We start from the raw sequence: 17,628 nt of genomic DNA on the forward strand, positions 1-17,628 counted from the left end.
AGCCAGCTGTTGGGCGGGAAGGCCTCGAGGCTGTCGCCGCCGGGGACCGTCGCGACCTCGGCGAGCGAGGTGTAGGCGTCGGCGCCCTCCATCAGGATTTCCGTGGACATGGTGTTCTCCTTGTTGTTCTCGGGTTGCTCTCAGGTGAATGCGGGGTCGTGGCGTGGCCGCACGTGTCGCGAGGCCGCCACGCGGTTTCGTCAGCAGCCGGACTGGATGGTGTAGGCGATGCTGCACAGCGGGCTGGTGAGCCAGCTGTTGGGCGGGAAGGCCTCGAGGCTGTCGCCGCCGGGGACCGTCGCGACCTCGGCGAGCGAGGTGTAGGCGTCGGCGCCCTCCATCAGAATCTCGGTGGACATGGTGTTCACCTCCTTTCCTGGGTCTCGCGGGTTCCGGACCCGGGTTCGGGTCCGGTGGTCTCGAAGGGAAGCGGCGGTGAGGCGAGGTTGCGGTGCACCGCGCCGGGCATCGCCCCGGCGGCCCGCATCGCCTCGGTCACCGCCTGCTCCCGGTCGCCGCCCTGCCCGGCGCAGGCCACCAGCCCGGCGGCGACGGCCTGGGAGCGGTGCTCGCCGAAGCTCAGCCCGCGCATCCCCGGCCGGAGGTCGTGCGGCTCCCAGGCCCAGCCGACGCCGCGGCCGAGCGCGGCGACGTAGAGGGACAGGTCCTCGCGCAGCCCGCCGGCGGCGGCCGCGGCCGCGGCGACGTCCGGGGCGGCGTGCCAGGAGCGCCACCCCAGATAGACGACGACGCTGTCGCGGCGGGGGTAGTGGTCGCGGGCCGAGAGCACCTTGGCCCGGTAGGGCAGCCGCAGCTCCTCCAGCCGCGCCAGCATCGCGCCCCACAGTCCGGGGGCCGCGTCGGGCGTCCGGACTCCGGCGTACACCCGCACGCAGGCGCCCTCCTGCATGCCGTGGCCCTGCGATCCGTTGACGAGCAGGAATCCGGGCGACAGTGCCGGCAACACCGCCGGCAGGGTGACCCAGCGCGACAGCCCCCCGCCGGCCTCGCCGCCGGTCCCGGTCTCGGTACGGGTCTCGCCGCCGGTCTCGGTGCGGGTCTGGTCGCGGGTCCCGGTGCGAGCCTCGGCGCCGATCCGGTCCTGCGGGATCAGCACGCGCACGCCGTTCAGCCGGACCACCGCCGGCGAGCCGGGCTCCACCGTGGCCAGGACGCGGGTGCTGTCGTGCGGGACCATCGCGCGAAGCGCCTGCTCGAAGCCGGGGTCGTGCGGTGGCCTGCGCGGCTGCTCCCTGTGCGGGTCACGGCCGGTGTGGAAGGCCTCGTACAGCGCGTCGGCGAGCACCTTGCGCAGGGCCTTGGGGCCGCCGGCGGTGATCTCCCGGCCGTCCACGGTGGCCGAGGTCAGGTCCGCGCCGACGCGTACCCGCTCCAGTGCCCGCATCAGTGCCCGCGTCATCGTCCGTCTCCAAGGCCCAGGATGGTGGTGAAGGCGGCGGGGTCGAGCAGGAGCCTGCGCCCGACGCCGGCCGCGGCGCGTTCCAGGGGTGACAGCCGCCCGCGTCGGTGGCCGGCCACGATGAGCCGGTCGATCAGATGCCAGCCGGCGAAACCCGCCGCCCTGGCCGCCAGCTCGCGGTCCGAGCGCGCCGCGGGCCTGGCCTGCAGGTAGCCCGACCAGAAGGACTCGACGCAGGGCCGCAGGGCCTCGAAGCGGCGGGTGCCGTTGGCGACGACCTCGCGCTCGTTCGGGGTGTCGTCGCCGCCGGCCATGCCGAGCACGCCCCGGTAGAGCCATTCGCCGGCGAAGGCTCCCACGTCGCGCGCGGCGTCGGCCGCCCTGGCCTCCTCCCAGTCGGTCAGGTAGAGGGTGTCGTCGTGGTGCAGGAACTGGTCGAGCCGGATGTCGCAGTGCACCGGGACGCGGGGGGCGCTCCGCTCCCACCGCGCCAGCTCGCCGATCGCCTCGACGATCGCGGGGTCGTTGTGCAGGATCGCCCACGCCTCCAGCTCGGCGCCGCTCGCGGCCGCGTAGACGCTCAGCGGGAGAGCCGACAGGCGGCCGAGCGGCGGGACCGGCGGCGGCGAGGTGTCCTGGGCCACCACCGGCGGCGCCTGGAGGGTGTGGAGCGTTCCGATCTGCAGGCCGGCCGAGCGGGCCAGCTCCCAGGTGAAGTCGTCGTCGGAGGCGAGGTCGGCTCCGCTGCGGGCGTCCTGCAGCAGGGTGAAGGCCACCAGGCCGGATTCGGCGTCGCCGCCCAGGAACCGGGGCGCGTTGATCGCCTGGTGTCCGTCGAGCAGCGCGCTCATCGCCCTGGTCCGCTCCACCCTGAGCCGGACCAGGTCCGCCTCGCCGAGGGTCTTCTTGACGAAGACCGGGACGCCGGTGTCGGTCACCCCCGCCCAGCTGTCGTTGCGGCCGAAGAACGCGGTGATCGCGTCCTGCCGCAGCGCTCCCAGGCCGAGCTCGGTGAGGAAGCCGGTGACCTCGGGCACCTGCTCCAGCGGTACCGGCTCCAGCGTCAGCCGCTCACGCACCGCCATCGCCGGCTCCTGGGACAAGGGCCGCGTGCGCGGCCGGTACGCGTTCGTCGTGCATGGTTGCGTCTCCCCGTCGTCGGAACGGACGTCCGCGATCCCGGATCGGACACGACGTCCGAACGTGACGTCGGACCGTGTCCGGCTGACCGCGGTTCAGAGCATGCAAGGCGCTACTTGCGCCGCGCTTGGAGGCGACTGCAGGCGCAGGTGGCGAGGACGGCGCCCGCCGGCACTGTGAGCGTCGGCACCGTTGTTTGCACAGGTCACAGCGTTTCTGAGGGGTTCGCGGCGGGTGGGGGCGGGCGCCCCGCGCGCTTGGGGACACGCTCCAGCCGCTTCCAAGTGCGGCACAAGTAGCGCCTTGCATGCTGGCGCCCACCGACCGTCAGGCGTTGAAGGGAATGCCATGAGCAGCCTCAAAGGGCCCGGTACCGTCACCTGGGACGTCACCTATGCCTGCCCCCTGCGATGCACGCACTGTTACTCCGAGTCGGGCAGGCGGCCCTCTCGCCAGCTGGGCCACGACGAGATGCTCCGGGTCGCCGACGCGATCGTCGCCCTGGGCCCGGAGTCGGTGGAGTTCGCCGGCGGCGAACCGCTGCTGGTACGGGGGATCTTCGACGTCGCCGAGCGCATCAGGCAGGCCGGCATCGCCGTCAACCTCTACACCGGCGGCTGGACCTTCACCCCGCGGGCGGCCCGGGACGCCGTCCGGGTCTTCTCCCGGATCACCGTGAGCGTCGACGGGGCCAGCGCCGAGGTCCACGACGGCATCCGCGGGCGGGCCGGCTCGTTCGAGCGGGCGATGCGGGCGCTGGCCATCCTCGACGAGGTCGCCCCGCACCACGAGGTCAGGTTCGGCATCGACTGCGTGGTCACCCGCGGCAACCTCCACCAGATGGAGGAGTTCTGCACCGCCGTCGCCCCCCGCTTCGCGAACATGGCGTTCCTCATCTTCGGCGCCGTGCTGCCGTCCGGGCTGGCCAGCAGGCCCGGCTTCGAGGGCGAGCTGCTCACCGAACGGGAACTGAGCACGCTGGCGAGCCCCGAGCGCGTCACGCACCTGCGATCCCTGGCGCCGCCCTCGGTGCAGGTGATGACGACCGACAACTTCCTGCTGCAGATGAACCCCGACATGATCGCGCGCTACGGCTTCCCGATGATGCAGGTGGAGCCCGACGGGCAGGTGCGGGCGATGCCCATCTACGAAGGGACCGTGGGGAGCCTGCTGGCCGACGATCCCCTCACCCTGTGGCAGCGCTCGATCGAACGCTGGCGCGACCCCTTCGTGGTGGAGACCCTGTCCTCGATCCGCTCGATGCGCGACTGGGCCGAGGCGACCCGGCGCCTGGACCACCACTTCGGATCCGAGGAGGTCCGCCGCCGCATAGCCCTTCGCCCGGCCTACCTCGCTCCCGCCCCGGCATGAGCCGCGCGCACGGTTCCTGGCGGCCGCTGCTGGACCACCTGCGGCCCCACCGCGGCCTGCTGGCGCTCGGCGGGGCACTCACCCTGGCCGGCTCGCTGGCCGGGCTGGCGATGCCGCTGCTGGCCAAGACGGCGGTCGAGGCGTTCGGCGCGCAGCGCTCGCCGGCCGGGCCGCTGCTGGGCCTGACCGTGGTCGTGCTCGCGGCAGGCGCGCTCGCCGGCGCGCTGGGCAGGTACGTGCTGGAGCGGATGGGAGAGGGCATCGTCTACCGCGCCCGGCGCGACCTGGTGGACCGGATGCTGCGTCTGCCCGTCTGCGAGGTGGACCGGCTCAAGCCCGGCGACCTGCTGTCTCGCGTCACCTCCGACACCACCTTGCTGCGCGCGGTGTTCACCGACGGGATCGTCGAGTCGGTCACCGCGGTGTTCATGCTGGTGGGCGCCGTGGTGATGATGGCGCTCATGGACGGGCCGCTGCTGCTGGTCACCGTGGGCGTGCTCGTCCTGGTCGGCGGGCTGGTGGGCCTGGTCATGCCGCGGATCCGGCGGGCCTCGGTCCAGGCGCAGGAGTCGGTGGGGGAGATGGGCGCGGCGCTGGACCGGGTGCTGCAGGCCTTCCGCACGGTCAAGGCCGCCGGCGCCGAGCAGCGGGAGATCGACGCGGTGGCCGGCGCGGCCCGCCGGGCCCGCGACCGCGGTGTCGCCGTCGCCTGGTGGACCTCCGTCGCGGGCACCGCCTCCTGGGGCGCCGCCCAGCTCACCTTCGTGGCGGTGCTCGGCGTCGGCGGGGCCCGGGTCGCCTCCGGGGCCCTGCAGGTGTCGTCGCTGGTGGCCTTCCTGCTCTACCTGTTCTACCTGGTCGCGCCGATCGCCCAGCTGCTGCAGGGACTCACCCGGGTGCAGGGCGGCCTGGCGGCGCTCAGCCGGATCCGGGAGATCGAGGACCTCCCGGCGGAGGAGACCTCACCGCCGGACCCGGGCGGCACGGACCGGGCGCAGGCGGCGCCGGCCGGCGTGAGGTTCGAGAACGTGGCCTTCGGCTACGGCGGCGGCCGCCCGCCGGCGCACCACGAGGTGTCCTTCGCCGTCCCGGCAGGCGGCGTGACGGCGCTGGTCGGCCCCTCGGGGGCGGGCAAGTCCACGGTCTTCGCCCTGCTGGAGCGGTTCTACGAACGCCAGGGCGGCGAGATCAGCGTCGACGGGCGCGACATCCGGCAGTGGCGGCCGGCCGAGCTGCGCGCCGCCCTCGGCTACGTGGAGCAGGACGCGCCGGTGCTGGACGGCACGCTCCGGCAGAACCTGGTCCTGGCGGCGCCGCACGCCTCGGACGAGGCCATCGGGCGGGTGCTCCGGCTGACGCGGCTGGAGGAGCTGGTCGCGCGGCTCCCGGCGGGGCTGGACAGCGAGGTGGGTCATCGCGGCGTCATGCTCTCCGGAGGCGAGCGCCAGCGGGTGGCCATCGCGCGGGCGCTGCTGCGCCGCCCCCGCCTGCTCCTGCTGGACGAGGCCACCTCCCAGCTCGACGCGGTCAACGAGCTGCTGCTGCGGGAGGTGATCGCCGAGGTGTCCTCGGAGACCACCGTGCTGGTGATCGCCCACCGGCTGTCCACGGTGGCCGGCGCCGACCAGATCGTGGTGATGGAGGGCGGCCGGGTCAGGGCCACCGGTACCCACGCCGACCTGCTCGGCACCGACGACCTCTACCGCGAGCTCGCCGCCACCCAGTTCCTCGCCGGCGGCGCGGACGGTGTCGGTGACACCGTCGACCGACAAATCGCAGTAGATCGCGATTGCATCGCTTTCCCGGCAACCGGGGCTCGCCAGGCTCCCGTGGGGCGATGGACGACGAACCGCGCCGCCCGCTGATGCGTCTACTGGATATGCGGATATTTCCAGTCGTAGTGCTCCTCGTGCTCGTGGCGGCCTGCGGTTCCGCGCGGGCACCGGTCACTGACGGCGAATTCACCGACCGAGCCCGTGAGGTCGCCGAACGCTGGCAGAGCTCGGCGAAGCGTGAGCCCTGGATCTCGGGGTTCGTCCCGCTGCGGAACCTGACCGTGGAACCCGATTGGGAGCGCACGCCCCGGTGGGTCGGACGGAGCATGATCAACAGCGCCTGGAAGCTGGAGAGCGAGCTCTCGGCGGAGACGCCTGCCCCGGCCGAGCTGCGCTGGAACGACGGGAGCACGCTGAGCGTGCCGGTCCTGACGGCCACGGCCGCCTACGCCGGGCTCAGCAGGCCCAAGTCCTTCGTCGACGAGGAGTGCCCCGCCGGCAAGGGGTGCCGGCCTCTGCGCGTGATCGCGGTGGCGCGGGGCGAGGCCACGATGCCCAGCAGCAGGGGAGACGTGCGGGTGCCCACGTGGGACTTCACCGTGCGGGGCGTGCCGAAGCCGTTTCGGCGGGTCGCGGTGGACCCGGCCGCGATGGGCGGGCCGCCGCGGCCACCGGACGACGGGATTCAGGAGGTGCGCACCTACGAGGTGCGCGCCCCGACCGAACTTCGGTTGAGCTACCTGCACGGCACCTGCGACACGACGTACGGCTCACGCGTCCACGAGACACCCCGAACGGTGGTCGTGGACGTCGATGTCCGGCGAGACGACGTGGAATTCTGCACCGATATGGGGAAAATCGACCGGATCGGTGTCACGCTGCGCGAGCCCCTGGGCCGCAGGGTGGTGCTGGACTCCAGCAGCGGGGTGCCCCTGCTGGAGCAGAGCGACATCCACCTGGTCGAGTTCCAGAACTACGAGCCGCGCCGCTCCTAGCCCGGCGACATGCGGGCCTCGGGGGAGGACCGGATGCCGGCGGCGGGGACACGACCTCGGCAGCCACTGAAGATCGCTGTCCGCCCCCGGAGGGCGGGGAATAATTCGTTGTGCGCCGCTGCTGAGGCGGTCACTATGGTCATCATGTCCCGGCACGCTCGCCTCGTGACACCCGCCGCCGCGGGTGCCCTCGAGCGTGTCCGCGACGGCCTGGAGCGCTGACCTCTTCCCGTGAGTCCCGAGGTGACCCGGCGGGGGGAGGTAGCCGGCCCGTGACGGGTCACCACGGATCCAGGCAGTGCGAAGGAAGAGACATCATGGCCAAGCAGGCCTACGTGCGCAACAAGCCGCACCTCAACATCGGCACGATGGGACATGTCGACCACGGCAAGACCACGCTGACCGCCGCGATCACCAAGGTGCTCGCCGAGCGCGGGCAGGCCACCTACACGCCGTTCGAGCGGATCGACCGTACCCCCGAGGAGCACCTGCGGGGCATCACGATCAACATCTCGCACGTCGAGTACGAGACCGCCACCAGGCACTACGCCCACGTGGACATGCCGGGCCACGCCGACTACGTGAAGAACATGATCACGGGGGCGGCGCAGCTCGACGGCGCGATCCTCGTCGTGTCCGCCCGGGACGGCATCATGCCGCAGACCAGGGAGCACGTCCTGCTCGCCCGGCGGGTGGGCGTGGAGCACCTGGTCGTCGCGGTCAACAAGGCCGACGGCGCCGACCCCGAGCTGGCCGACCTGGTCGAGCTGGAGCTGCAGGATCTGCTCGCCGAGCACGGCTACCACGACGTGCCGATGGTGCGGGTGTCGGGGCTGCGGGCGCTGGAGGGCGACCCCGGGTGGACGGCGTCGGTCCAGGCGCTGCTGGCGGCGGTGGACGAGCACATCCCCGTGCCGGTCAGGTACGTGGACGCGCCGTTCCTGATGCCGGTGGAGAACGTGCTCACGGTGAGCGGCCGGGGCACGGTCGTCACCGGCGCCATCGAGCGGGGCACCGTGCGCGTGGGCGACCCGGTGGAGGCCGTCGGGCTCGGCGACGGGTTCGGCGCGGTGGTCACCGGGGTGGAGACGTTCGGCAAGACGATGGAGCGGGGCGAGGCGGGCGACAACGCCGCCGTGCTGCTGCGCGGGGTCAGGCGTGAGCAGGTGCGGCGCGGAATGGTGCTGGCGGCCCCGGGCAGCCAGCAGGCCCGCCGGTCGTTCACCGCCAGGCTGTACCTCCTGACGTCGGAGGAGGGCGGGCGGCGCCGGCCGATCGCCTCCGGTTACCGGCCGCAGTTCTACCTGCGCACCACCGACGTGCCGGGTGAGCTGACGCTGCCCTCGCCGGCCCGGCCCGGCGACACCGTGCAGGTGTCGGTGGAGCTGGGCAGGGCGGTGGCGCTCGAGCCGGGGCTCGGCTTCGCGATCCGCGAGGGCGGGCTCACGGTCGGCGCCGGCACGGTCCTGACCGTGGCGGACTGACCGCTCGCCGCCGCACCGCGTGGGACGGGCCCGCCCGTCCCACGCGGGCATCCGGCCCTCACCCCCGGCGCGGGCCCGCGCCGGGGGCACCGGGGGATCGCCGTGGCGGGCGGCGTCTCTCAGCCGCCGGCTTCGGGCGTCCAGTTCCGCACGACCGGGGCGTACTCGGCGGGCTTGTCGCCGACCTTGAGGCCGGGGCTGACCAGCCAGCTCTGATAGGCGGGGGTGAACATCTGGTAGACCGACGCGGGGGGCACGGAGCTCGCCTCGTCGAGCTGGGCGCGCAGTTCGGCCGGCAGCTCGACGTCGAGTGCGGTCAAGGTGGTGTCGAGCTGGCCGGTGTTGCTCGCCCCGACGATGGCGGCGGCGACCCCGGGCTGGGTGGCGACCCAGTTGAGCGCGACCTGGGCCATCGTCAGCCCGAGCTTGTCGGCGACGTTCTCGAGCGTGGCCAGCAGCCGCCAGTCCCGCTCGGTCCGCGGCTGCCCGGGCGAGCCCGCGCCGGTGAGCCGGCCCTCACCGGTCAGGCCCTGGTCGGCGTGACGGTACTTGCCGGTGAGGAAGCCGCCGCCGAGCGGGCTCCACGCGGTGATGCCGAGCCCCAGGCTCTGCCCCATCGGCACGTGCTCGGTCTCGATCGCCCGGTCGATGAGGGAGTAGGGCAGCTGCAGGCTGATCACCGGCTCCAGGGAGTGGGCCTCGGCGTAGGTCTGGGCCCGGGCCGCGTACCAGCTCGGCACGTCCGACAGGCCCGCGTAGCGGATCTTTCCGGCCCTGGTGAGGTCGTCGAGGGTGCGCATGACCTCCTCGACGGGAGTGATCCGGTCCCAGGTGTGCAGCATGAACAGGTCGATGTAGTCGGTGCGCAGGCGGCGCAGCGACGCCTCGACCGCTCTGATCATGTGCTTGCGGCCGTTGCCCCCGGCGTTCGGGTCCTTGGGGTCGACGCTGTTGGTGAACTTGGTGGTGAGCACCACCCTGTCGCGCACCTTGGCGGTGGCGATGAGGTCGCCGAGGATGGTCTCGCTCTCGCCCGCGGTGTAGAAGTCGGCGGTGTCGACGAAGTTGCCGCCCGCCTCGAGGTAGCGGTGGAAGATGGCGCCGGACTCCTGCTCGGTCTTGCCGTACGCGGCGTGGAAACCGCCGGTGCCGAAGTTCATCGTGCCCAGGGCCAGCCGGCTGACGCGCAGCCCGGAACGTCCGAGCAGGTAGTAGTGATCCAAAGCCATGAGGTGTCACTTCCGTTCGTGGGCGGAGCCCGGCAGACCGGTCCGTCCCGGCTCCTGCGAGCGGGCGGGGCCCGGGTGTCTCCCGGAGGGAGTCGATGTCAAGGGCGGGTGATCCTGCGCGGCCGCGACGCCTGCCCGGGCGGTCCGGGCGGACCAGGCGGGCCGGGGCGGCAGCCGGAGGCACGTCCCTTCTGAACCGTGCGGTCCAGTCATCAGCTTGCGGACGAAAAAATGGACTGTCAAGTCCAAAATATGGGGTCGAAACGCCACGGCCCGGCCGCCCCTCACCGGCCCCGCCCGGCGCGGACCGCGGCGGCGAGGACCCCGCCTTCAGGTCAGCCCGGCCTCGATCTCCAAAGCGGTCGGCTACCTCGAAGCCCAGGAACTCGTCCGGCGCGAACGCGACCCCCGCAGCCGGGCCGAGCGGTACGTCATCGACGACGACGTCTGGTACCAGGCCATGGTGGCCAGCGCCCGCGCCAACGCCCTGCTCGCCGACACCGCCCGGCAAAGCGCCCGCACCCTCGGCCCGGCCACCCCCGCCGGCGTACGGCTGGAGAACATGGGCCAGTTCCTCACCCGCGTCGGAGAAGACCTGGTCCGCTCGGCCGAGCACTGGCGCGAGGTCTACGCCGCCCCCCGGACGGGCGAGCACGGGTAAACCCGGCGTCGATCGCCCTCATCCGCTCGCGGCCAGACCTGCTCGATCGCCCGCGTGCTCGGACCGGCGTCACCGGAGGCAAGGGAGAAGATCGCTTTTGGCCTGATTTTTACGGATTATTCGGTCGTCGGGCTGCTGGGAGGGGTGGGGTCGGCGTAGTACTTTGCTCGCATGGCTTCCTCAAGCGATGCAAGGTCGACCGCCGGTTTACGCCGGAAAGCCGTCAGGGTGGCCATCGCGGGAATCGTTGCCGGGGCGCCGATCTGCCTGGGTTCGTCGGTTGCGTACGCGTCGGACGGGGCGCCGCGGGCCAACCCCGTCGTCGTCTGGGACAGGAACGCCCAGATCGCCATGTGGGACGTCGCCCGGCAGCAGCCGCCGGAGCAGTCCCGCAGCGCTGCCATGGTGCACGGGGCCGTCTACGACGCGGTGAACGCGATCGCGGGCACTCCGTACCAGCCGTATCTGACCGCGCCTCGCGTCAAGGGGGCCGCGTCGACGGACGCGGCCGTGGCGAGCGCCGCCTACCGGGTGCTGAGCGCGCTGTTCCCCGACCAGCGGGAGAGGCTGACGACGCAGTACGACGAGGCGCTGGCCGGGATTCCGGCCGGCGGCCCCAAGCAGCGTGGCATCGCGGTCGGCGATCAGGCCGCCTCGGCGATGATCGCGGCGCGGAAGAACGACGGGGCCTACGGCGACCAGACCTGGGCCGTGGGCACCAAGCCCGGCCAATGGCGGCCGACGCCTCCCGCCTTCGCCTCGAGCGGCGCCTGGATCGCTCACCTCAAGCCGTTCCTCATCCCCAGCGGGTCCATGTTCCGCACCTCCGGCCCGCCGGCGCTCACCAGCAGGCGCTATGCCAAGGACATCAACGAGGTCAAGGAGATCGGCTCGAAGACCAGCACGGTCAGGACCGAAGACCAGACGCAGGCCGCGATCTGGTGGCACGACCGCGACGGGGGCGGCGACTGGGAGATCAAGCGCCAGCTCGCGACGACGCAGCGGCTCAGCACGCTCCAGACGGCGCGGATGTACGCGATGGTGAATCTGTCCAAGGCCGATGCCACGATCGCCTGCAACAGCGAGAAGGCGGCCTGGCACTTCTGGCGGCCGATCACCGCGATCCGGGAGGCCGGCACCGACGGAAATCCGGACACGAAGCCCGATTCCGGCTGGGAGCCCCTGCTCGACACGCCGCCGCATCCCGACTTCACCTCCGGGCACACCTGTTCCACCGGGGCGAGCATGTCGTCACTGGCGCACTTCTTCGGCCGCGACGACCTGTCCTTCAGCGCGTTCAGCCCCCAGGCGGGCGCCACCAGGTACTACCACAGCTTCTCGCAGGCGCTCGCCGAGGTCATCGAGGCCCGGGTGTGGGGTGGCATCCACACCCGCTCGGCTGACGTGCAGGGGGCCGTGATCGGCAAGCAGGTGAGCGCGTACATGGGGGCGCACTACTTCAAGCCCGTGAACTGAATCCTCGGCGGCGACATCCCCGGCCGCGGAAAACCCGTGAACCCGTGAGCCCGGCCCCGCTCACCGACGCCCGGGCTCCCGCCCGCTACGGCGCCGGGGGCCCGGCGGTGCGAAGGTAGGCGATGCCCATGTCCAGGGCGGCCTCCAGGTGGGCCGTCTGACCGGTGGACATGTGAATCAGAACACCCCCCTGGATGCCGGCGAGCAGGGCGGCCGCCGCCCGGTCGGGGTCCAGGCCCGGGTCGATCTCCCCGGCCTCCTGCATGTGCCGCACCCCGGCGGCGATCTCGGCCTGCCAGCGGTGCATCAGCTCGGTGACCACGGCCTGGGCGCCGGGCGTGCCGCCGTCCAGCTGCGCCACGACGGAGCCGAGCGGGCACCGGGGGCCCTGGTTGCGGTAGCGCTCGACGACCTTGTCGCGCCACAGCCGCCAGCCGGGCCAGGAGGTGAGGTCGCCGAGCTGGGGCCGCTGGTCCTCCAGCACGCGGTCGGCCTCGAAACGGGCCACGGCCAGCAGCAACTCCTCCCGCCCGCCGGGAAAGTAGTGAAACAGCTGGCTCTTGCTCGTCGCCGTCACGGCCAGCACGTCGTCGAGGGTCGTGGCGGCCACACCGTACTCGCGGATGTGCGCGGCCGCCCCCTCGAGAACGCGCTGCCGCGTCGCGGCTCCCTTGCGGGTCAGCGAGCGCATGACACCCCCTGAGCTGGACTTATCCCTTCATTTTATGGCGAGCGTCTCGCGGCGGGCGACCGGGCCCGGAACCGGGGCGGGATCGTCGTCGTTGTGAAAGGTGTTTCGCGACCCGTCACGGCGACCCCCACCACAGGCCCACAACCAGGCCCACGACGAACCAGGCCCACGACGACGAAACCCGGGAGCCCATCGATGCCATCGGCCATCTCATCCATCACCGGCACCGTGGGAGACACCCCGCTGGTACGGCTCTGCCGCGTCGTGCCTCAGGGAGCCGCCCAGATCCTCGTGAAACTGGAGAGCGGCAACCCCACCGGCAGCTACAAGGACCGGATGGCGCTGGCCATCATCGAGGGAGCCGAACGCAGCGGCGCGCTGCGGCCCGGCCGGCGCGTGGTGGAGTTCACCGGCGGCAGCACCGGTTCCTCGCTGGCCTTCGTCTGCGCGGTCAAGGGCTACCCGCTGTCGATCGTGACCTCGGACGCGTTCTCCCCCGAGAAACTCCGCACCATGCGCGCGTTCGGCGCCGACCTGACCGTGCTGCCCAGCGAGGGCGGGCAGATCACCCCCTCCCTGTTCGACCGCATGCGAGAGGAGGTCGGCCGGATCGTCGAGCGGGAGGACGCTTTGTGGACCGACCAGTTCAACAACGCCGACGCCCTGGCCGGTTACGAGCGGATGGGCCGCGAGATCCTCGACCAGGCCGCCGCCGGGGGAGCGACGGTGGACGCCTTCTGCGCCGGTGTCGGCACGGGAGGCATGCTGGCCGGCGTCGCGGCCGCGCTGCGCTCCGGCGGCCACCCCACGCGCGTCGTCGCACTCGAACCCGCCACCTCGCCGATCCTCACCCGGGGCCACGGCGGCCCGCACCGTGTCGAGGGCATCGGCACGGGCATGATCCCGCCCCTGCTCACCTCCGACGCCTACGACGAGGCCAGGACCGTCGACGAAGATCGGGCACGCGACCTGGCCCTGCCGCTGGCACGCCACGAAGGGGTGTTCGCGGGCACCTCCTCCGCGGTGAACGTCGCGGGCGCGCTCGAACTCGCCCGCGAACTGGGCCCCGGCCGCTCGGTGGTGACCGTCGCCGTCGACACCGGCCTCAAATACCTCAGCGGCGACCTCTTCGGCCTCGGCGAGTAGCACCGCACACCCCGCCGCGCGACTCCTCGCACGGGGCCGGCCCCGCCAACGGACGACCGCAACGATGTAAAATGCCCAGGACCGAAACGAGGAGACCGGACATGGCAGGCGACGACGACATCTCCGGGTGATACCGGAGACCGATCAGCCCCGGCAGGCGCGCATGGCCGCCGACGTGGCCAGGTCGTCATCGCCTGAATCCCTGTCCCGACGCCGGGCGGCTCCGGCACGCCCGGACCACGTACGCACGAGGTCTCCCGCATGTCCCGCACCTCCACCACCCGCTCCAGCCTGCCCTTCTCCCGCCCCGGCCCCCGGCCTGACGACACGCCCGCCCCCGCCGGTGGCCGCACAGGCCTCGCCGCCTCCAACGCCCCGGACATCACCACCCCGCCACACCTGATCGGCGAAGAACCCCGGCCCCCGCGAGGCGGCCACACCGGCCGGCGGGCGGCCACCGAAGACCGGCGGGCCCGCCGATGAGTGACGCACTGCTCGCCCGCGATCTCGTACGGACCCTCGGCACCCGGCGCGTACTCGACGGCGTCTCCCTCACCGCCGCTCCCGGCCACCGGATCGGGCTGATCGGTGAGAACGGCGCGGGCAAATCCACCCTGCTGCGGCTGCTGGCCGGAACCGACACCCCCGACTCCGGCACCGTCACCCGGCCCGCCGACCTCGGCTTCCTGCACCAAGAGATGCCGTTCGGCCCACAGGCCACGATCGCCGACGTCCTCGACGACGCCCTCCACCAGGCCCGCACCGATCTCGCCGAACTCGACCGCCTCGCCAGGGCACTGACCGACGCCCCGCACGACGCCGCCCTGCTCACCGCCTACGGCGCCAGACTCGACCAGGCGCAACGGCACGAATCCTGGGACGCCGACCGCCGCGCGAAAATCGTCCTCGACCGCTTCGGTCTCGGCGACCTGCCGCACGACCGCACCCTCACCTCACTGTCCGGCGGCCAGCGCGGGCGACTCGCCCTGGCCGCGCTGCTGACCAGGCGGCCCGCCGCGTTGCTCCTGGACGAGCCCACCAACCACCTCGACGACACCGCCGCGATGTTCGTGCAGGAACAACTCCGCCACATGACAGGAGTCGTGATCGTCGCGAGCCACGACCGGGCCTTCCTGGACGCGGTCTGCACCGACCTGATCGACCTCGACCCGGCGGTGAACGGCCCCGTCCGATACGGAGGCGGATACAGCGCCTACCTGGCGGAAAAACACGCGCAACGCGAACGCTGGGAACGGCGCCACACCGAAGAACAGGAAGAGCTCGACGAACTGCGCCGCGCCGTCGCGGTGACGGCCCGCCGGACACCGACGGACGGGCTGAAACGCGACAACGAGAAAATGGGATACGGACACGCCGGCGGACGCGTACAGAAACAGATCTCGCGGCGAGTGCGCGACGCCGCCCGCCGGCTCGCCGAGCTGGAACGCGACCGGCTCCCCGCCCCGCCGCCGCCATTGCGCTTCCGCCCCCGGACCCCGCCCACCCGCACCGACGCCATCGACGCCATCGACATCGCCGAACCCGGTACCACCCCCTCGCGCGACCCCGCCTCCCACGCTCCCGACGACCGGACCCTGCTGTCCCTGCGCGACGTACGGGTGCCAGGACGTCTGCGCATCGACCGGCTCGACATGGCACCGGGGGAGCGGCTGCTGATCACCGGCCCCAACGGAGCAGGCAAGTCCACACTCCTGGCGGTGCTGGCCGGACGGCTGAACGCGCAGGGACGGATACGGCGAAGGCACGGACTCACCATCGGCCTGCTGACCCAGGACACCACCTTCGAACGACCCGACCGCACGGTGGAACAGACCTACGAACTGGCGCTCGGCGCCGAGCGCGCCGAGGCCGTGCCGTTGCGCTCGCTCGGCCTGATCGGCGCGCGCGACATGAACCTGCGGGTGGGGGAGTTGTCGGTCGGCCAGCGCCGCCGGCTCGCCCTGGCAGTGCTGGTGGCCGATCCCCCCGAGCTGCTCCTGCTCGACGAGCCCACCAACCACCTCTCGCCCCTCCTGTCCGACGAGCTGGAGGAGATGCTGGGCGCCGAAGGCCCCGGCGCGATCGTGATCGCCAGCCACGACCGCTGGCTACGCTCACGCTGGCGGGGCCGTCATGTCCGCCTGTCTCACGAACGGGCTCCGGCGCTCCGCGCCGACCCACCCGGCTAAGCACCAAAAATCCAGCAAGCAGCGGATATTCCCCCTGGTGGCGGGGAGAGTCCGCCCGGGGTCGCGTTTGCAGCCTGGAACCGTGCACGCTTCCCGACGTGACGGGAGATCGCGGCCGGCGCGGCCCCGGGGGTGGGGGGCGTTCTCGGCGGCGGAGAACCGGGAAGGCGCCCTTCGTCATACGCCCGCCCGAAAGCGATGGGCGCCGAGGTGGGCTTTGAGCTTGCGGGTGAGGTGGCGGGCGTCGCGGCCCACGCCGCGCAGGGTGTTGGAGGCGGGGGTGCGCTGCCATTCCAGGCCGAGGAAGCCGAGCCCGGGATGGGTGGTGGACAGGCCCCGGTCATGGCGCGGGTGGCCGCGCCCGTCCAGGGCGCCGAGCCCGTCGAGGTAGTCGAGGCTGGGCCGGTATCCGGTGGCCAGCAGTACGACGTCGACGGGTTCGCGGCTGCCGTCGGCCCACACCACGTCGTCGCCGTCGAGGCGGGTGAACATCGGGCGCCGCTCCAGGGGGCCGTCGCGCAGCGCCCGGCGGTAGGTGCCCTCGTCCAGGACGGGGACGGTGGGCGGGGTGGTGACCAGGCGGGCGGGCAGACGGTCGAAGCCGGTGACGGTGAACCAGAAGTGCAGGTCCCTGCCCAGGGGGCGCTGGTCGACGAAGCGGATCGGCGTGCGGGTGGCCAGGGTCACCGTGCTGGTCTCGGCGAGTTCGCAGGCGATCTGCACGGCCGAGTTGCCGGCGCCGACCACGACGACGCGCCGGCCCGCGTACGGCAGGGGGCTGGTGTAGGCGGCGGCGTGCAGGACCTCGCCGGTGAAGCCGTCGCGGCCCGGCAGGAGGGGCAGGTGAGGGCGGTCGAACGATCCGCTGGCGGCGATCACGGCGGGCGCGTTCAGCGTGCTGCCGTCGGCGAGGTGTACGGCGAAGCCACCGCCACCGTCCCGGGCGCCGCGGTGGGCACCGGCAGGGCCGTTGAGCTCGATGGCGACGACGCGGGCGCCGGTGCGGATCTCGGCGCCCCCGCGGCCGAGATCGCGGGCGTAGCGGGTCAGGTAGTCGACGACCTCGTCGCGGTGCGGGTAGCGGTCGGGATCGCCGCCGAAGGCCAAGCCGGGCAGGGAGCTGTAGCGGGCGGGCGAGAACAGGGTGAGGCTGTCGTAGTAGCGCCTCCAGGAGCCGGTGACCTGGCCTGTCGCCTCCAGGAGCGTCGGAGTCAGGCCGGCGTCCAGAAGGGCTCGGGTGGCGGCCAGGCCGGCTTGGCCGCCGCCGACGACGATGGTGTTCATGCGCCGCATCGTATCGTCAAATTAAGAAATGACAATATGATGGGTAGAGTCGTCCCCATGGAGACGGGGAGTACCGGCATCGAGCTGACCGAGGCCGCGCGCGGCTTTCTCAAGGCGATGGCCAGCGACACCCGTCAGCAGATCCTGATGCTGTTCTCCGGCGGGATCGAGCTGACGGTGGGCGAGGTCGCCGAGCGGATGGCGCTGGCACAGTCGGCCGCCTCCACCCATCTGGCGACGTTGCGCGACGGCGGGGTGCTGAGCGCCCGGCGGGAGTGGAAGACGGTCTACTACCGGGCCGACCCCGCCCGGATCGGCCAGGCACTGAGCGATCTGCAGGCCGGCCTGCAGGCCTGCTGCCCGCCCGGCGCCCGCACCCCGGGTGCCGGCTGCGGGTGAACCTCACCCACAGGTCGGCCCACTGATTCGGCGATTCCTCCGACCAACGGACGTGGACGATCTCCAGCGTGGGGTGGGCGTCGGCTCAGCCGGATGCGAGACTTCGCTCCATGACAGAAAAGGAGCCGCGTTCCCTGATCCCGAACATGCGGCTGGACGAACTGCTGTCGGAGTTGCAGGGACGTCTGGAGGCGGTGCTGGCCACCCGTGACCGGGTGCACGCTTTGCTGGAGGCCGTGGTCGCGGTGGGCAGCGATCTGGACCTGGAGACGGTGCTGCGCCGGATCGTGGAGACCGCCACCCGGCTGGTGGACGCCACCTATGGTGCGCTGGGCGTGGCCGGGGATCACAGCACGCTGCTGCAGTTC

Annotated in this window: 16 protein-coding genes and 1 pseudogene; 11 read left to right on the forward strand and 6 right to left on the reverse strand. The window is 72.4% G+C overall.

What is annotated here, in order from left to right; translation table 11 throughout:
• Positions 1-200: 200 nt before the first annotated feature.
• The 3 genes from AB0G15_RS41730 to lxmK are packed head-to-tail and all read right to left on the reverse strand — an operon-like array spanning position 201 to position 2,505.
• The gene (locus AB0G15_RS41730; protein WP_362851081.1) at positions 201-359 is read right to left on the reverse strand and encodes a hypothetical protein; all 159 of its coding nucleotides are present in this window, start codon (positions 357-359) and stop codon (positions 201-203) included.
• A gap of 5 nt (positions 360-364) precedes the next feature.
• Positions 365-1,420, reverse strand: a complete 1,056-nt coding sequence (locus tag AB0G15_RS41735; protein ID WP_362851082.1) for a T3SS effector HopA1 family protein — start codon at positions 1,418-1,420, stop codon at positions 365-367.
• Positions 1,417-2,505 carry a class V lanthionine synthetase subunit LxmK gene (gene lxmK / locus AB0G15_RS41740; protein WP_362851083.1) on the reverse strand — a complete coding sequence of 363 codons (1,089 nt, stop codon included), beginning with the start codon at positions 2,503-2,505 and terminating at the stop codon, positions 1,417-1,419. The genes AB0G15_RS41735 and lxmK overlap by 4 nt, the downstream gene beginning before the upstream one ends.
• Positions 2,506-2,908: 403 nt before the next feature.
• Between lxmK and AB0G15_RS41745 the strand changes: the two genes are divergently transcribed.
• The 4 genes from AB0G15_RS41745 to tuf all read left to right on the forward strand — a co-directional run bounded on the left by AB0G15_RS41745 (position 2,909) and on the right by tuf (position 8,185).
• Positions 2,909-3,931: a radical SAM protein gene (locus AB0G15_RS41745; protein WP_362851084.1), complete on the forward strand. Its 1,023-nt coding sequence runs from the start codon at positions 2,909-2,911 to the stop codon at positions 3,929-3,931.
• A complete protein-coding gene (locus tag AB0G15_RS41750) occupies positions 3,928-5,796 on the forward strand; it encodes an ABC transporter ATP-binding protein (RefSeq protein ID WP_362851085.1) in 1,869 nt (622 codons plus the stop codon). Before AB0G15_RS41745 ends, AB0G15_RS41750 begins: the two co-directional genes overlap by 4 nt.
• Positions 5,797-5,831: 35 nt before the next feature.
• Positions 5,832-6,701, forward strand: a complete 870-nt coding sequence (locus AB0G15_RS41755) for a hypothetical protein (protein ID WP_362851086.1) — start codon at positions 5,832-5,834, stop codon at positions 6,699-6,701.
• A gap of 317 nt (positions 6,702-7,018) precedes the next feature.
• Positions 7,019-8,185, forward strand: coding sequence for an elongation factor Tu (tuf, locus tag AB0G15_RS41760; protein WP_362851087.1), 1,167 nt, complete (start codon positions 7,019-7,021; stop codon positions 8,183-8,185).
• 119 nt (positions 8,186-8,304) lie between these two features.
• Here the strand turns inward: tuf and AB0G15_RS41765 are convergent, their stop codons facing one another.
• Positions 8,305-9,414: an aldo/keto reductase gene (locus tag AB0G15_RS41765; protein WP_362851088.1), complete on the reverse strand. Its 1,110-nt coding sequence runs from the start codon at positions 9,412-9,414 to the stop codon at positions 8,305-8,307.
• Between the two features lie 217 nt (positions 9,415-9,631).
• Here AB0G15_RS41765 and AB0G15_RS41770 point away from each other — a divergent pair, with 217 nt between their 5' ends.
• Together AB0G15_RS41770 and AB0G15_RS41775 are read left to right on the forward strand one after the other, a co-directional pair.
• Entirely contained in the window at positions 9,632-10,075 is a 444-nt protein-coding gene (locus AB0G15_RS41770; RefSeq protein WP_362851089.1) for a hypothetical protein, read from the forward strand.
• 228 nt (positions 10,076-10,303) lie between these two features.
• On the forward strand, positions 10,304-11,551 hold the full coding sequence (locus AB0G15_RS41775) for a phosphatase PAP2 family protein (RefSeq protein WP_362851090.1): 1,248 nt from the start codon (positions 10,304-10,306) through the stop codon (positions 11,549-11,551).
• A gap of 85 nt (positions 11,552-11,636) precedes the next feature.
• Here AB0G15_RS41775 and AB0G15_RS41780 read toward each other — a convergent pair whose 3' ends face one another.
• A complete protein-coding gene (locus AB0G15_RS41780; RefSeq protein ID WP_362851091.1) occupies positions 11,637-12,242 on the reverse strand; it encodes a TetR family transcriptional regulator in 606 nt (201 codons plus the stop codon).
• 195 nt (positions 12,243-12,437) lie between these two features.
• On the opposite strand from AB0G15_RS41780, the gene AB0G15_RS41785 reads away from it, so the two are divergent.
• The 3 genes from AB0G15_RS41785 to AB0G15_RS41795 all read left to right on the forward strand — a co-directional run bounded on the left by AB0G15_RS41785 (position 12,438) and on the right by AB0G15_RS41795 (position 15,577).
• Positions 12,438-13,388, forward strand: a complete 951-nt coding sequence (locus AB0G15_RS41785; protein WP_362851092.1) for a PLP-dependent cysteine synthase family protein — start codon at positions 12,438-12,440, stop codon at positions 13,386-13,388.
• A gap of 261 nt (positions 13,389-13,649) precedes the next feature.
• Entirely contained in the window at positions 13,650-13,871 is a 222-nt protein-coding gene (locus tag AB0G15_RS41790; RefSeq protein ID WP_362851093.1) for a hypothetical protein, read from the forward strand.
• A complete protein-coding gene (locus AB0G15_RS41795) occupies positions 13,868-15,577 on the forward strand; it encodes an ABC-F family ATP-binding cassette domain-containing protein (RefSeq protein ID WP_362851094.1) in 1,710 nt (569 codons plus the stop codon). The genes AB0G15_RS41790 and AB0G15_RS41795 overlap by 4 nt, the downstream gene beginning before the upstream one ends.
• A 177-nt stretch (positions 15,578-15,754) precedes the next feature.
• Here the strand turns inward: AB0G15_RS41795 and AB0G15_RS41800 are convergent, their stop codons facing one another.
• Positions 15,755-16,861 carry an NAD(P)/FAD-dependent oxidoreductase gene (locus AB0G15_RS41800; RefSeq protein ID WP_362851095.1) on the reverse strand — a complete coding sequence of 369 codons (1,107 nt, stop codon included), beginning with the start codon at positions 16,859-16,861 and terminating at the stop codon, positions 15,755-15,757.
• Between the two features lie 57 nt (positions 16,862-16,918).
• Between AB0G15_RS41800 and AB0G15_RS41805 the strand changes: the two genes are divergently transcribed.
• Together AB0G15_RS41805 and AB0G15_RS41810 are read left to right on the forward strand one after the other, a co-directional pair.
• Complete coding sequence (locus AB0G15_RS41805) at positions 16,919-17,260, forward strand: metalloregulator ArsR/SmtB family transcription factor (RefSeq protein ID WP_362851096.1); 342 nt, start codon at positions 16,919-16,921, stop codon at positions 17,258-17,260.
• 110 nt (positions 17,261-17,370) lie between these two features.
• A pseudogene (locus AB0G15_RS41810) lies at positions 17,371-17,628 on the forward strand (histidine kinase); the annotation flags it as partial.

The sequence above is a fragment of the Streptosporangium sp. NPDC023825 genome (genome assembly GCF_040639575.1).
GTDB lineage: Bacteria > Actinomycetota > Actinomycetes > Streptosporangiales > Streptosporangiaceae > Streptosporangium.

Excerpts from the sequence above, each read along its gene's own strand:
- AB0G15_RS41795 (WP_362851094.1), top strand. The coding sequence starts at position 13,868 with ATGAGTGACGCACTGCTCGCCCGCGATCTCGTACGGACCCTCGGCACC.
- AB0G15_RS41765 (WP_362851088.1), bottom strand. The coding sequence starts at position 9,414 with ATGGCTTTGGATCACTACTACCTGCTCGGACGTTCCGGGCTGCGCGTC.
- AB0G15_RS41730 (WP_362851081.1), bottom strand. The coding sequence starts at position 359 with ATGTCCACCGAGATTCTGATGGAGGGCGCCGACGCCTACACCTCGCTC.
- AB0G15_RS41780 (WP_362851091.1), bottom strand. The coding sequence starts at position 12,242 with ATGCGCTCGCTGACCCGCAAGGGAGCCGCGACGCGGCAGCGCGTTCTC.
- AB0G15_RS41735 (WP_362851082.1), bottom strand. The coding sequence starts at position 1,420 with ATGACGCGGGCACTGATGCGGGCACTGGAGCGGGTACGCGTCGGCGCG.
- AB0G15_RS41805 (WP_362851096.1), top strand. The coding sequence starts at position 16,919 with ATGGAGACGGGGAGTACCGGCATCGAGCTGACCGAGGCCGCGCGCGGC.
- lxmK (WP_362851083.1), bottom strand. The coding sequence starts at position 2,505 with ATGGCGGTGCGTGAGCGGCTGACGCTGGAGCCGGTACCGCTGGAGCAG.
- tuf (WP_362851087.1), top strand. The coding sequence starts at position 7,019 with ATGGCCAAGCAGGCCTACGTGCGCAACAAGCCGCACCTCAACATCGGC.
- AB0G15_RS41785 (WP_362851092.1), top strand. The coding sequence starts at position 12,438 with ATGCCATCGGCCATCTCATCCATCACCGGCACCGTGGGAGACACCCCG.
- AB0G15_RS41800 (WP_362851095.1), bottom strand. The coding sequence starts at position 16,861 with ATGAACACCATCGTCGTCGGCGGCGGCCAAGCCGGCCTGGCCGCCACC.
- AB0G15_RS41745 (WP_362851084.1), top strand. The coding sequence starts at position 2,909 with ATGAGCAGCCTCAAAGGGCCCGGTACCGTCACCTGGGACGTCACCTAT.
- AB0G15_RS41790 (WP_362851093.1), top strand. The coding sequence starts at position 13,650 with ATGTCCCGCACCTCCACCACCCGCTCCAGCCTGCCCTTCTCCCGCCCC.
- AB0G15_RS41750 (WP_362851085.1), top strand. The coding sequence starts at position 3,928 with ATGAGCCGCGCGCACGGTTCCTGGCGGCCGCTGCTGGACCACCTGCGG.